The sequence below is a fragment of the Flammeovirga aprica JL-4 genome, from assembly GCF_012844305.1.
GTDB classification, from domain to species: domain Bacteria; phylum Bacteroidota; class Bacteroidia; order Cytophagales; family Flammeovirgaceae; genus Flammeovirga; species Flammeovirga aprica.
Genome location: NZ_JABANE010000090.1, coordinates 22,325 through 37,438 on the forward strand (window position 1 = coordinate 22,325; position 15,114 = coordinate 37,438).

Here is a 15,114-nt window from a genome sequence, read left to right on the forward strand (position 1 = left end):
TGATATTTGGATCACAGAATATTTAATTATTTTTTCAATACTTTACCTGTTACTTGAGAAGTACCGTTGCTCACTTTGATCACATAGAAACCATTTGGCAAAGTGGATAGGTTAACTTCTACAACATTTCCAGTACTTTGAATCTCTGATGATGACATCATTTGTCCTGTCAAGTTGTATACTTCAACCACAGAAGCGTTATTAGAGAAATTTGATGGCAATTTCACCCATACTTTCGCTTTTGTAGGGTTAGGATAAACTAATTTATCCAACTTATCTACATTCACTGATAATGGTGCTCCAACAACAGTTACTTTAAGCAGACTTTCCACTTTAAGACCTGATTCGTTTTCTGCCACTACAATGATTTCAGAATCACCTAAGCTTGAACCTAACACTGTCAATTCGTTGTCATTCACCCAAGCCGTAGTAAATTGATCTGTACTCTTCACGTAGAAGATCATCTCTTCATCATCCAACGTCTCAAAATACTCATCAAGTAATAATACTGTCTCAGCGCTTGGATTCAATGAAAGTGAATCAAATTCCTGTACAACAACTGGAGCTACTTTAGTATCTACCACTTCCACCGAGAAATCAATTACTTGCTTAGCACCCAATTCATCTTCGATCTCGAATGTTGGGAAGTATTCTCCACTCATCAAGTAAGTCGGTGACATTGTTAAGTATAAAGTATCGTTTGACATATCGTAAGTGAAATCATCTGCGTTTGTAGCTTCGCTTACTGAGATTGAATGTCCTTCTTTGTCAAGCATTTGAAGTGCCCAAGTGATGCTATCCCCTTCGTTGATGCTCAAAGCTGTTGAATCTGCAAAGTAAGGAGCCGCATTGTATTTGATGGCCGTTGGTACTTTGATTGTTTCTTTCAGCTTTTGATTATGACCAATGTAAAGGTAGCCTTCGTAATCACCCGTTTCAAATCTGTTCATTGCCGTAGTGATTGAAATCTCCGTTGTATCGTTTGATGCAATTGATCCTGCTTTTGGAGTAATGTCCACCCACTCTTGACCGTAAGCATCCATTGCTCTCAACTTAATTGCGTAAGTATAATAGAAGTAGTTGCTTGATGACATCACTTCCCAATTGTTACCGCCGTCTAAAGTGACAAAGTATTTACCAATCACTGAAGGTACGTTATAATCTACCGGTAAACGGAATTCTACATCTTGAGGAGCCATTACACGAATCACGAATGTTTCACCATCTTCGAAGAAAATTGGTTGATCTAAAGTGATGTTTTCCATTTCACCTGTCAATGAACTTGGGTAATACATTTGTGTTGTAAGTACCTCTTCAGACGTTGGTGAATCACCTTTTAATACTTCAAATTTCCAAGCTGAATCCGACTGCTTCACGAAGTAGTTGCTGATGTGCGTCAATGTAAAACCTTGGATGTTGTTTACTTCAAACTTCGCTGCATAATGAACATCAAAGTCTAATGATCCTAAGTAATTCATAGGCTCTTCTGTTGGCAAGTCATATGAAATTGAATCAGAGAATGCGTGCTTTTCAACGTGAACTGTTCTCATTGAGCTTACGCTAAGATTTTGTGCATTGAAATCAAATGCATCTAGCATTGCTAAAGATTCAAGTGTATTGTTTTCCAAAACAGCAGACGGTTCAGGAGATTCCTCTTCCTCTTCTGGCTCTACTTTCATTGATTTCTCAACACCCCAACCGTATTTCGCAATTCCTAAAGTAACTGCATAATCCAATTCTTGCTCTAATCCTGCATTTAATAATGAGAAATTATAGACCGTTTCAGCACCTTCATTCACTAAGATATCCAATGTATCAGTTCTTACTGTTTCTGCTAAATCATACTCAATGATGGCAGGCAGTAAAGCGTCACCTTGAAGTGGTAGTAACATTTGTTCTCCATTATCAAAGTCCAATACTAATGTATCAACTACCACATCATTTGTATTTGCACCGAAAGCAACAGGCAATGCTAACTCACTGAATGCTCCTACTAAAGTATCAATATCAAAGCTGAAAGATTGATCATGCAGTAATGAAGCTGTAACATTTACTGGTAAACTTCCTTCGTTTTTCAATACGAAGTCTAAAGATTGTGTCATCACTGTATCTTCAAGATACACTAACTGATCAAACAATAACGAATCTGCTTCTAAACTTAATGCCGCTTCTCCTGTCACTGTAAGGTTTACATCAGTAATAACTCTTGAATTTGAAGCATCGTTGTTATGTACAATTACTTGTCCTTCGTGCTCACCTACTGCAGTTTTGTTACCTACATATTGTAATGAGATTTCTTTAGAAGCTAAAGCAGGAACTTTAATCAATTCTGGTGCTTTAATTCTTAATGTTTTACCAAGAATTCTCGCTCTGTAATCTGCATTTGTTTCCATGTATTGCCAAGCATAATCACCTTCAATATTCTTCATACCAATATTTTGGTAAACAAATACATTTGGTAAAGTTTTGTAGGCCATCACAATATCACCATTCTCATGCAATACCATTTGCAATGTAGTAATTGTTTCTGCACCTAAAGATCCAGCACCTACGGCAACGTTTTTCTCGAATTGAATAATCAATCGATCTTCTTTTTCATACATGAAAATACCGCTTCCCTCAAGACTTGATGGTGTCATGTTCATCCAGAATGCTGAGATAATACCTAAGTCCAATCCATTGTAGATGCTACCCTCTGCAATATTATATACTGGTGGCGGGTTGTAAGTGAAGTCGCTTGGAGTTGTTTCAGGGTTGAAGCTGATCAACGCTGCAATTGACATTTGGAAACGGTCATAGTATTGACCATAGAATGGGAACTTGAAGTTTTCAAACTCATAAGCATAAACAAACTCAGGATAGAACATTTCATAAGAAACATCTTTACCAACCGCTGAGATATCTTCCCATACAAGGCTATCTTCAATTTTATATTCATAACCAAATCCATCAACACCTTCGAAATCGAAGAATTCTTCTCCTTCTTGCATCATCCATTTTGGAGTAGACAAGCTGTAATATAAATCAAGATCTTCTGATTCGTTTGTTACTGTCAATGAAGTGGTTTGACCTTCTTCACCGTAAGCAATTTGATCTGAAGTTACAAAACTATCTGTGTTTACATCAATCGTAGGCGATGGTAATGCAGTTGCTGTTAAGTTGATCTCATAAGGCTCATCGTTCAATGTGAATGTCATCACACCAGACAATTCTTCTACACCAGCAAAAGTTGCTTTCATGTTCAAGTTCACCTTGCCATTTGGACTGATAGAAGATGGGATATAACCACTTACTGTAAATCCTGCAGGAAGATCACCCATTGAGAAAGTACCTTTTACATTACCTTTGTTTTCAATCGTTACATATCTTGACAATGTAGCACCTTCACTATAAATGATGCTTCCAAAATCAACATCAGCGTCATACTCTGCTACTACTTCTCCAAGTAATTCAACTTCAAATCGAACACTTGTTTTTCCAGCATCGTGTGTAGCATAAAGTGTTGTTGACTTTGTATTAGAATAAGCAATTTCGCCTTCTGTATCAATTGACACTTCCAAAGTGATAGACTCACCCGCATCAAGAGTGGCTCTTGAAGGAACAATGTCACTTACAAAACTTGTATAACCATCGTTTTCAATGCTTTCAAAAACAAACTCAGTCGCTTGATCACCTTCATTTGTCAACGTAAATTCAGCAGTTCTTGACTCACCAATAGTTACTGCATTATCACCAGTCCAGTCGATTGTTGATATGTCCGCAACGATTTTTGGTCCTACCACGTGATTTACTGATAAAGGAATAGAAACGCCATAACCTTCAATTGATAATTCACTCTCTACGTTAATTACCTCAGATTTTGCTTTAGCACTAACAATAACTTCCATCTGCTCCCCTGCCTTTAATAAAGGAATTGTAGAAGGCGATACAGAGAAATAATCCTCATTAGAAACCATCAATTGAATGTCCTCCGCTTCTGCCTTACCTTCATTTTTTAAGACAAAAGTTTGGTTGTCAGATTTATTCTCGAACAATGTACCGAATGCAAACTCTTCAACACTTGGTACCAATTCAGGCTTATTACCTGTAACTGTAACATAGATGTCTTTTGCTAACGGATATTGATTTGGATTTTCATGCGTAGCTACAATTTGTAGTTTGTAAGTACCGTTTTTCCAATCAGTATCTCTTAAAGTAACATCCGTTCTCGCTTCTTCTCCGTTGTTAATATCATGATATCTTGCGCTGAAAGAAACCATATCGTTTTTCTTCTGTGCCTCATACGCTCTAATTTTAAATAATGATCTATGAGCAGCAGCATAATCAGTGTAATATCCGTGAGTACCTTTTCTTGCATACGATTTACCTCTATCGCTGTATGACGCTTCATCTGCACCAAGCGGGAAGTAAATACCTTGAGGTGCTCCAATTGCAATCCAGAAAATTTCACCTGCTTTTACCTCTTTAGGCCAGAATGAAGTTTCTACCCATCCGCCTCTTTGCTGATCTGTAACATAGAAGCTACTTGTTGCAACTGGCTGACCGAAAGGTTGATCTTCACCACCAATATACATGGCTACTGTAAATGGTACAGAAGCATACATTTCATTGGAAAGTACAGCTCTTACTACACTAATTTCCATGTCTCTCTCTGCCACAAACTTGTTGGCATATTCCATTGCCGCACCCGTATGTCCTACCATGTAAGTAGGAAGAGGCTCTTGTTCATGATAAACAGAATCCATCTTTTTTGTACCTGGCAAGATAGTAATCTCATCTTCTATATCAATGCTTCCTCCATCACCTGGGATGTCAGAAAAAGGCATTCTTGAAAATTCTTCAGAAGAAACAAATGGTAAATTATTTTCTACTGAAGCCGATGTTGATGCTACTCTTTGAGAGGATTGTCCGCCTTGTGAATAATCGAAATCATTGATTGCAAACACAATTCTACTTGGCATTGAACCTGAATTGGTAATGGCTAAACTTGTAGAAGGGAATTCACCTGAAGCTACATCATATTGTAAATGAGGAACATCTTCAGTCACCCAAGACAATAGTGGAGTTTCTAGTGTAGTCACTGTAAATACTTCAGACAACGGTGACTTATTTCCAAATTGATCAACAGCTTTAATTGCAATTGAATAAGTATTTGCGGGTGCTAAGCCTTCAATGATGTAATTGGCAAACGAATTAGCAGTGATTGCTTGGTATGAAATTACTTCAGCATTCGCTTCAAAATCTGCATTGTTAGTGAACTCGCCTGTTGCTTTTAGGATCTCATAATTCTTGATTGTTAAACCAAAATCATCCTTCACAAACATCCAACCGATTCTTGCAGTCGTAGAGTAAACATATTGGAAACCCCAATCTGATACTACCGGAGGCAATGCTCCTTCATCTTTTACCAATGAAGCATATGCATCTAAACGACCTTTACCCATTTTACCTACAAATGTTGGATTAAGATGGTCAATATTTTTAGAGTGATTCACCAATCGGTCTCTCACTTGATCGGCAGTAATTCCATAAGCATTATTGGAGGCAATCAATGCCGCTACACCTGCTACGTGAGGTGCCGCCATTGAAGTACCTGAAATAACTTCATACTGTCCGTCAGGGAAAGTAGAGTAAATATCTGTGCCTGGAGCAGCAATATCTACAGTTTCATTCCAGTACGATGAATATGATTTCTTATCTGTATTGTCTGTATTGGCCACACAAATTACCTCATCCATTGTAGACGGAAAAGATGACGCTGGACGTGTATAAATGCCATTATGACCTCCGTAGTTACCTGCCGCAAAAATAGCAACACCACCATCAACTGGGCCTACAACATTACCATTTGCATCTTTACCTGCGTTCTCAACAAAGTAACGGATGGTCTCTTTTTGCAATTCAGATTCCATGCCGCCACCCCATGAGTTATTGGTGATAACGGAACCCATATCTGCCGCATAAATAAAAGCTTCTTCAAAGCCTCCTGCAGTTGAAGAATTCAGATAATTTGAAAATACCTGTAATGACATCATTCTAACACCATCCTCTGGCTTAGAACCACCGGCTACACCTGACACACCGATACCATTATTATTTTCTGCAGCAATAGTACCCGCAACGTGTGTACCATGGTAGTGAGGAATAATCGTAGGCATATTATCAGCATAGTTCCAGCCATAATAATCATCTACATAACCATTGCCATCATCATCAATACCGTTACCTGGGATTTCACCTGTGTTGATCCATAATCTGTTGATCAAATCTGGATGGTTTACATCAATACCACCATCAATTACACCAACAACTACGTCTGGAGTACCTGTTTCGATCTCCCACGCTTTCAATAAGTTGATATCAGCACCGGGCGTACCCCATGACTGTCCAAAATTGTGATAATGCCATTGGTTGTTGAAGAATGGATCATTAGGAGCCTCGCTCATTGTATCAAAAAGACTGTATTCTCTTTTTGGTTCAGCAAATTCCACCATTTCCAAAGCTTCATAAGCAGACAATAACTCCTGAATTTCGTTTAGTGAGTCTGTTTGGATTTCGTACCATTGGTGGAAACCATAAGCTTGGTGTCTAGCTTCAAATTTTCCTGCATTACGGAAAACTCTTTTGATGTTTGTAGTATGAAACTTATCATTTAATTGGTCAAAATTTCTAAAACCAGTAGCATTAACTGGCAGTTCGTTTTTTGTAATCTTGGCTACTTGCTCTTCTAAAAAGTTGACATTGCCTGGTTTCACCTTAATTCTAATTACCCCCTTGGTAATTACATCATTGTCCTGTGCGTGGATTGAAGTTTGAAAAAATAGGCAACACACTGCCATCAAACTCAACCACAGTTTTGTTCGAGTAACTAAGTTCATCATGTTTAAATAATAATCAGAAATGAATTGGTTGAAAAAAAATTTAAAAACCTATTATAATTTTGACAATATGTCTCCACTATAAATGAGTTCATTTATTTATAAAGCATAAAAAATTCCGTAAGAGTATTTTTGGAACATATATTTTAGAAGTGAAAATTTTCCATTTTAGGTTGTGAGGAAATTAATTTCAGAGAAAATAGTGGTTCTATAGTTGATGAAATTAATAAACTCACGTTCTGAAAGGGGGAATTTTCACTAAAAGAGATGTTACAAACATGCTCTAAGTCAGCAAGAGAACAATATAGTTCTTTACTATGAGATGAAGATGTTGTAGTTCAACAATACTAGCACACTTTTGTATTGTTGAGTGAAGTCTAAACTACGTCTGCTTTTTCCCAATAAAGATTGAATAAATCATACATAGATGTTGCGAAATCCTTATCATCAACACTTAATGCCATATTTAATGACATTCCAGCTCCTCCATGCAGTAGAATAAGCACATATTGAAAATCCACCATCAACATTTTAAAAGGCAAGGATTCAACCATTTTCACGTCTTCTCCTTTTGATTTAAAATAATTGGCCAGTTTCTTTATCGATGCCTGATCCTCTCCTGGAGGCAGTTCGTAAATCCCCTTAAACTCTACTCCACTGTTAATAGAATCCTCCTCTGATGGATTTACATTTTCAAGTTCATTGATGTCTACCGTATACGGCGCTTTTGAAAAACCAACACCTATCTTTTTAGCTAATCGAAATAAACGATAATATTCTTCGAGTATTTCCTTCTTACTGGTTATAGTTTTAAAAACAGTAGCGGTATTAGACTGAGTTTGTAAAAATTTGTCTTCTAGTTCTGTACTTAATTTTTGTAATGCTTTTTCTTTTTGTAAATATTCGTCCCTAACTCTTGCAAATGCAGAATTGGGAGAGTTTAGTGCGTAAATCTTTGGACGGTCTTTTATTAATCTACAAAATCCTTTATCGGTCAGTGCATCCATAAAGGCATAAAGTTTTGATGTAGGGATTGAAGTTGCCCTAGAAATTTCTGTAACAGACAATTCCCCTTTCTCTAATAAGAGCTTGTAAATTTTCAGTTCTTGATGAGAAAATCCTATGTTTAATAATAAGCTATCCATAACTACTACCAAAAGTAGTACCTTTTAAAAAAGTATGCAAGAATTCGTGAAATTATTTTAAAAACAAAATATACAATTGCATATTATCTTAATATCAGTTCTTTATTTTAAAGAAATCATTCATTATTGATCTAAAAAAATGGGTTTTTAGTGCTTCATTCTTTCTACTACTTATTTCAGTAGAAGTTTTCTTAAGTACTCTGTAAACTAAATTATCGTTCAACTTTCAATCAATTTTTCTGCAAGCTTTATATGTTCTACTTCCAAGTTAGTGTCTCCTTCATTTTTGTCTTAACACAAAAACGAAGCAAAAAAGTCAAGGCTTTGAAGTCAAAAGCTAAATTCCATTCCTCTCGCCTAAATGATTTTAAACTCGCTAAAGCTCAAACAGAAAAATCATTTTTAACGGCTCAATACATGAAATTCTTAACGCTTTTCCCTTCAAGGCCAGGGAAGCACTACCCAATGAATAGAGTACAATGCCCACTGGTGCAAATGTTGTGCGTTAGCGTCATTCAAGCCCTTCAGATCATCAGAAATTTCCTGATTTCTGAACACAATAAATAACAAGGATTTAGTTTACAATGTATTAAGTACTAAATCAAAAAAAAGATTACTCATTCTTTAAAGCCCCAATTCACATTAAAGCAATAATTAAGGGCTTTCTCATCAAGATTAACTCTTATGGAAAAGCCCTTAATTATTTAATCTGATTCAACTTTTCAAATCGACTGATTCGTTTGTAAATTCCTCAATTCCTGCTTTTTCTTATGTAAGGTATATTCATACCCCTCAATCGCTCTTACGTGTTTTTTAGTGGGCGATGCAATCCACATGATTGTTCCAGGAATAACCAAAGGCCACAAAATAAATAAAGACACTGCATCCATTGAGATACCAATTGTCTTCACAGTTCTGTTACTACTCAGTTTTTGTTCAGCTCTCTTCTTATCCATTTCTAAATTGAAAATTTCATCTTCGAGCTTGTCAATTTCTTTAGAATTGTTGTTCACTGAAGTATTATCATCTTCAGAATAGTAAGTATAATTCTGTGCATGAACATTATTCACAGCAATAATACAAACAAGTAATACGATAATAGAGAATAGTTTTTTCATCATGTTTGCCTTTCGAATATTTAGCTTTTAATTAAGCCATAAATTAATGCTTTTTTATTGATTAAACAACGCTTTGACTTCTTCTACCTCAACCCTGTTCCTTCAGCTACCTGTTCTATAGATAGGTCCATTTACTAAGTAAAGAAAATATTTCAGATAAGAAACTAAGGGAATTACTGGAATAGGTTATTGAATAAAAACGAACCTCCATAAGTGTTTTTGACTTGTGGGTTGGGTTTTGCTGAGATAAGTTACAAACTTATACAATTAGATAGTTCTAAGTACGCCTTACGGCTTAATACTGAGAGCAGTGGGGAGAATGTAAAATATGTGCTATCTCGATTTCTTCAAAATTCGTATCTTTGTATAAACATTTGAAATTATGACAACACAATTTGTAACAGATAATCAAGGCAATAAACTTGCAGTTATTCTTCCAATTGATGAATACATAAAATTGTTGGAAGAACTTGAGGAGTTAGAAGATATTAAACTGTATGATGAGGCAAAGAAAAAGGATACAGGAGAGCGTATTCCTATGGAAGATGCTTTTAAAATGATTGAAGAAAAACGCAATAAAATTTAATGGTTTATTCAATCAATTTTACCAGACAAGCTCTCAAGAATTTAGAGAAAATCAAAGATCCTTATTATTCAAAATTAAAAACTGCTATCATCAGCCTTGCCGATAATCCCCGTCCTAATGGATGTAAAAAGCTGAAAGGTAGAGATGGTTATCGCATTAGAGTGGCAAATTATCGTATCATCTATGAAATTATTGATAAAGAATTAATCATTGATGTAGTGGACATTGGACATCGAAAGGAGATTTATGAGTAAACCCTACAAGTTCGTAGCTTGTGGATTTTGTTGTATAGTAGGTATAAGTAACGTCTTATGACTTGATACTTTGAAGAATAGTAGAATACTATTTTTTGATTAACTCCTCTACTTCAGCAATAGTTAAGCCTGTACCTTTAGCAACTTGCTCAACGGTTAAATTCATAGAAAGTAAATTTTTAGCTGTTTCAATGGCTTTTAGTTTTGCTCCTATCTCTATACCTTCTTCTCTACCTTTTTCCCTTCCTTTTGCCTCTCTAGTATCCAAAGTATTAACATAATCACGAAAACGCTTTAAATCTTCATCATATAATTCTTGATCTGCTTTTGGTAGCGCTGTATACTCTGCCAATTTCAGCACTTTTCTAAAAATATGCTCCTTTAATACCGATGGCATTTGCTCAAAAGTGGTGATATTATTTAAAAGGTAAAGCCATTTATCAAAATTGGTTTTCAAGTCTTTCTCCTGCTTTCTAAATTTTGGCAATTCTAAATAAACAAACTTCAATTTATCATAGAACACCTTATTTTTTTGATTCTTAAGCTGTACGATATGATGGAAATCTTCATCTTTTTCATCAAAAATAAAATCCATGATGGAGATCACATATACCGCTTTTAATTCATAATCCCACCCTTTGCCTCTTTCAGCTTGTTCTTGAATCGGAAAACTTGAATAATAAATAGTGCGGTCTTTAAAATGTGTTTGTTCTGCACGTTGTAACTCCACGATAAACTTTTCGCCTTGATCGTTTTCACAATATAAATCATAAATGGCTTTACGGTCTGTGTCATTTTTGGGTAAGTGTTCCGTGGGTTTATACGTCAGATCATAGATCTGATCTTCGGCAGGCAATACCGAGTTCAAAAAATCAATAAGAATATCTTTATTGGCCTCTTCTCCAAATATTTTCTTAAAACCGAAATCCGTAAATGGATTGATATAACGTGAAGTGCACATAACTGTTGTTCGTTTATGGGGCAAATATAGTGAATTTTTGATTTGTATTTTGGGATAAGAAACCAACACAAGTGTTTTGGGATTGTGGGGATTGGGGTTTGTTGTGATAAATAACAAACTTATACAATTGGATAGTTCTAAGTAACGCCTACGGCTTAATACTTAAAACAGAAAGTAAACTTAGAACAATTGGGGGAAAGATTCAATCTATAATGTAATAAATGAAACAAGCCAATCTATCTGGGGTAGATTGGCTTGATTTGTTGTTTTAAGTTTGGAAACTTAAACAATGATATAGTTCGTAATGACGCTAGCACTTAACATTACGAACAGAGGGGTGTATTATTGCTTCCATGGCTTTTTACCATATCTCCCCTCAATATCTAAAGTATCTCCTAATAACTCATGTAACCAAGAAGTTGGATCATAATAAATAATTTCATTTGATATCATTTCACCATCTTGAGTTTTGAGGTATAAACTATCTGAATCTGCAAAATGAACAACAGAATCACCTTCTTGGATTATATCTCTACTATCATGATTTAAATAAATAAGAATTGAACCTAAGTCACATTTAAAAGTAAGCCATCCTCTATCATTATTTCTTCAACTTTTAATCGTTGTGTTTTTTTAAAATTTAATTGAATAGAATTACGCATTTCTTCAGCGTCTCCATATGGACCTAATAATCCAACATACAAAAAAGGAATTGAATACAATATAATTTTTAATATTTTTCTCATATTTTTTGTTAGTCAATTTTTTCTGATTTTCCTTCATTACCATTAAAGTCTTTACCTTTGTAGGGACCACTTATACCAAAACCAGGACTTACTCCAACATTCCAAGTATTTTTAAAATATTGATCTTCCTTTTTTGATCTTGAAACTCCAAATAACCCCAGACTTCCAGCATTTCTCTCACCTAAAAAGTTATCTTCAATACTAAAATCATATGGATTTCCTTCATAATAAGTTGCTCCTAAATTAATATTAAAACCTAAACCTGGAGATCCAAATGATTTATCATAAGTGTCTTTGAAAAATGTTACTGAACCTTTATTCCTCCCTTGCATTTTTAATACTCCACCAGCTTCAAATCCTCCACCTTCAACTATCAATGAATAATTAACGCTTATACTTAAATACATAGCCGCAGGATTACCTTTTTCATCAGCTTCATGGGTTGAAATAGGCATATCTGCCATTTTAACAGGTCCTAATCCAAAACCAACATGATCATTTGAATTTATATTATACTTTTTTTGGAACTTTGTTGTTAATTCTTCTGCACAATACATATTGGAATTTTTTACAGAAACCTTAAATGGTGCTTTTTCATCAACCATTTGTATCGCATCTTTATTATAATCATGATATCTCATAAATAAATGATTAAATGTTTCTGATGTTTCTCCCTTATGAAGCCATGTTGTAATCGACTGCTTTTGCTTTTCTGAGATGTAAATTGAATTTAAATACTCTTTATCCAAAAAGAAATTTGCAAAGTATTGAGATGTGACGACAAACTCTTCCAAACCATCCAAATCAATAGCCTGTACAGGAGTATTCCCCGCAAACTGATAAGGCGTATACCAAGGATAAGATTTAGTCAACGGGTCCACACTCAAAAACCTCCCAATCACCGGATTATACACCCTAAAGCCATAATCCTGAATCAGCTGAGAACTGCTTAAATCCCTATCGTTTTCTTTTCCATTAAACCCATAACGGTACTCTTTTCCACCTTCTACACCACCCCAGCTTCGGTCTTCCATGGTAAGGCCAAAGGGGTAGTAATCACTATAAGAAAGAACGTTGCCAGCATCATTGAGGGTCACTAAGACATTACCGAGGTGATTACTGAATTCGTATCGGCATTACCCACTGCGGATCGCAAAGAGATCTTCCTCCCCATTGGCTTGGTACTGCCCTAAGCGGGAACTACCGTAGATGGGGATTTCAGAAAGTTGCTCATTGCGGATGATACCCATTGTGTTGCCACTGGCATCACGAATATACAAGGTTTTGGTTGGATTGTTGGGATTGTTTTGTCTAACGACAATTAGGTTTTCATTGGCGATAAATAAGTGCTATGTCAAAACTTCTCAACTAAAACTCATCCTAATAGCTTGAATTGCTTTGTTTGAATAAATTACAAACTTATTCAATTAGATAGTTCGAAGTAATGCCTTATGGCTTGATATTTTGAAGAATAGTAGAATACTATTTTTTGATTAACTCCTCTACTTCAGCAATAGTTAAGCCTGTACCTTTAGCCACTTGCTCAACGGATAAATTCATAGCAAGTAAATTTTTAGCCGTTTCAATCTTCGCTTTCTTTTCACCTATCTCTATACCTTTTTCCCTTCCTTTTGCCTCTCTAGTATCCAAAGTATTAACATAATCACGAAAACGCTTCAAATCCTCATCATATAATTCTTGATCGGCTTTTGGAAGCGCTGTATACTCTGCCAATTTCAGCACTTTTCTAAAAATATGCTCCTTTAATACCGATGGCATTTGCTCAAAAGTGGTGATATTATTTAAAAGGTAAAGCCACTTATCAAAGTTGGTTTTCAAGTCTTTCTCACGCTTTCTGAATTTGGGTAATTCTAAATACACAAACTTCAGTTTATCATAAAAGACCTTATTTTTTTGATTTTTCAGCTGTACAATATGATGGAAATCTTCATCTTTTTCATCAAAAATAAAATCCATGATAGAGATCACATATACTGCTTTTAATTCATAATCCCACCCTTTGCCTCTTTCAGCTTGTTCTTGAATCGGGAAACTTGAATAATAGATCGTTCGATCCTTAAAATGTGTTTGTTCTGCACGTTGTAACTCCACGATAAACTTTTCGCCTTGATCGTTTTCACAATATAAATCATAAATGGCTTTACGGTCTGTGTCATTTTTGGGTAAGTGTTCCGTGGGTTTATACGTCAAATCATAGATCTGATCTTCGGCTGGCAATACCGAGTTCAAAAAATCAATGAGAATATCTTTATTGGCTTCTTCTCCAAATATTTTCTTAAAACCGAAATCCGTGAAAGGATTGATATAACGTGAAGTGCACATAAATGTTGTTCGTTTATGGGGTAAATATAGTGATTTTTTGATTTGTATTTTGGGATAAGAAACTCCCACAAGTGTTTTGGTGTTTGTTGGGGTTTGGTTTTGTTGTGATAAGTTACAAACTTATTCAATTGGATAGTTCGCCATTATTTACATATTTCTCTACTAATCACTTCATATCCCCTTAGGATAATTAAATCAAAAAAATTATTTGAGATATTTTTAACTCTTGATAATAAATTATCTTCATCCTTATTTATTAATTTCTCCGCCTTTCTTTGTTTAATTTCATTGAGTATATAGTTATTGTCTCTCTTATAAATACTTCTAAGTAAAGGATCATTAAAAGAATTACTCTTTAATTCTAATTTTTCTCCATGAGAAATAAAATCATTAATGAACCTATACTCTTCTATGTCATTAAGATCCTCATATATGTCACTCGTATTTTGAAAAATTTCCTGAATAATTTGATCAATTTCTCCTTTGATTAATTCACTTTCAGAGTAATATGCTACTACAATTTCGATAAGATAATTTTCAATTAAAATCATATTATCTAGCATTAAAAAAGTTTTGTTCTTAATAACCTCATTACAATATATTTTTAAGTAATTTTTTATAAACTTTAATAAGGTTGATTTTTTAATACCTGAGATAAAAAGACTGATAATAAATAAATTGTGAGATTCAATATATTTAAAAATTGTAGTCTCATTTTTATCTAAACAAAAACTTGTACAAGTTTCTTTTGACCTACCATACCAATATGAAATACAAAATATTGCATCTTCTTTATCTTTAAAGACTTCATATTTAAATATGTTTATACTTGTCAAATCACTTTTATTTAAAATTTGCATATATTATTTATTCGGTAGCACACTAGTTAAGTGTTGTTAGTCATCAAAAAATAAAATCCTGAGTAAGTAATTTGTATTACAATGAAAATAAACACTCAGGATTTTTGTTGTGTAAACGAACACTGCCATGCTCGAGGACACTACAATAAAGGTAATATAATTGGTCATAATTTTAAACAAGGCCGATTAAAATGTAAGGAATGTGGTAAAACTTTTTCGATAA

10 protein-coding genes are annotated in these 15,114 nt (G+C 34.7%); 2 read left to right on the forward strand and 8 right to left on the reverse strand.

Going from position 1 to position 15,114, the window contains the following annotated elements; translation table 11 throughout:
• Nucleotides 1–26: 26 nt before the first annotated feature.
• The 3 genes from HHU12_RS24875 to HHU12_RS24885 all read right to left on the reverse strand — a co-directional run bounded on the left by HHU12_RS24875 (nt 27) and on the right by HHU12_RS24885 (nt 9,144).
• Nucleotides 27–6,881, reverse strand: coding sequence for a S8 family serine peptidase (locus HHU12_RS24875; RefSeq protein ID WP_169659444.1), 6,855 nt, complete (start codon nt 6,879–6,881; stop codon nt 27–29).
• A gap of 374 nt (nt 6,882–7,255) precedes the next feature.
• Entirely contained in the window at nt 7,256–8,023 is a 768-nt protein-coding gene (locus HHU12_RS24880; protein ID WP_169659445.1) for a TrmB family transcriptional regulator, read from the reverse strand.
• A 722-nt stretch (nt 8,024–8,745) separates the two neighbouring features.
• Nucleotides 8,746–9,144 carry a hypothetical protein gene (locus HHU12_RS24885; RefSeq protein ID WP_169659446.1) on the reverse strand — a complete coding sequence of 133 codons (399 nt, stop codon included), beginning with the start codon at nt 9,142–9,144 and terminating at the stop codon, nt 8,746–8,748.
• Nucleotides 9,145–9,523: 379 nt separating this feature from the next.
• Here HHU12_RS24885 and HHU12_RS24890 point away from each other — a divergent pair, with 379 nt between their 5' ends.
• Both HHU12_RS24890 and HHU12_RS24895 read left to right on the forward strand, forming a co-directional pair.
• A complete protein-coding gene (locus HHU12_RS24890; RefSeq protein WP_169659447.1) occupies nt 9,524–9,727 on the forward strand; it encodes a hypothetical protein in 204 nt (67 codons plus the stop codon).
• Nucleotides 9,727–9,981: a type II toxin-antitoxin system RelE family toxin gene (locus tag HHU12_RS24895; protein WP_169659448.1), complete on the forward strand. Its 255-nt coding sequence runs from the start codon at nt 9,727–9,729 to the stop codon at nt 9,979–9,981. The genes HHU12_RS24890 and HHU12_RS24895 overlap by 1 nt, the downstream gene beginning before the upstream one ends.
• Nucleotides 9,982–10,069: 88 nt before the next feature.
• Here HHU12_RS24895 and HHU12_RS24900 read toward each other — a convergent pair whose 3' ends face one another.
• The 5 genes from HHU12_RS24900 to HHU12_RS24920 form a co-directional block, all read right to left on the reverse strand.
• Entirely contained in the window at nt 10,070–10,942 is an 873-nt protein-coding gene (locus HHU12_RS24900; RefSeq protein WP_169659449.1) for an Rpn family recombination-promoting nuclease/putative transposase, read from the reverse strand.
• 566 nt (nt 10,943–11,508) lie between these two features.
• Nucleotides 11,509–11,688 carry a hypothetical protein gene (locus tag HHU12_RS24905; RefSeq protein ID WP_169659450.1) on the reverse strand — a complete coding sequence of 60 codons (180 nt, stop codon included), beginning with the start codon at nt 11,686–11,688 and terminating at the stop codon, nt 11,509–11,511.
• A gap of 8 nt (nt 11,689–11,696) precedes the next feature.
• On the reverse strand, nt 11,697–12,785 hold the full coding sequence (locus HHU12_RS24910; protein WP_317170537.1) for an RHS repeat domain-containing protein: 1,089 nt from the start codon (nt 12,783–12,785) through the stop codon (nt 11,697–11,699).
• A 385-nt stretch (nt 12,786–13,170) separates the two neighbouring features.
• Nucleotides 13,171–14,031 carry an Rpn family recombination-promoting nuclease/putative transposase gene (locus HHU12_RS24915; protein WP_169659452.1) on the reverse strand — a complete coding sequence of 287 codons (861 nt, stop codon included), beginning with the start codon at nt 14,029–14,031 and terminating at the stop codon, nt 13,171–13,173.
• A gap of 143 nt (nt 14,032–14,174) precedes the next feature.
• Nucleotides 14,175–14,891 carry a hypothetical protein gene (locus HHU12_RS24920; RefSeq protein ID WP_169659453.1) on the reverse strand — a complete coding sequence of 239 codons (717 nt, stop codon included), beginning with the start codon at nt 14,889–14,891 and terminating at the stop codon, nt 14,175–14,177.
• Between the last annotated feature and the right edge of the window lie 223 nt (nt 14,892–15,114).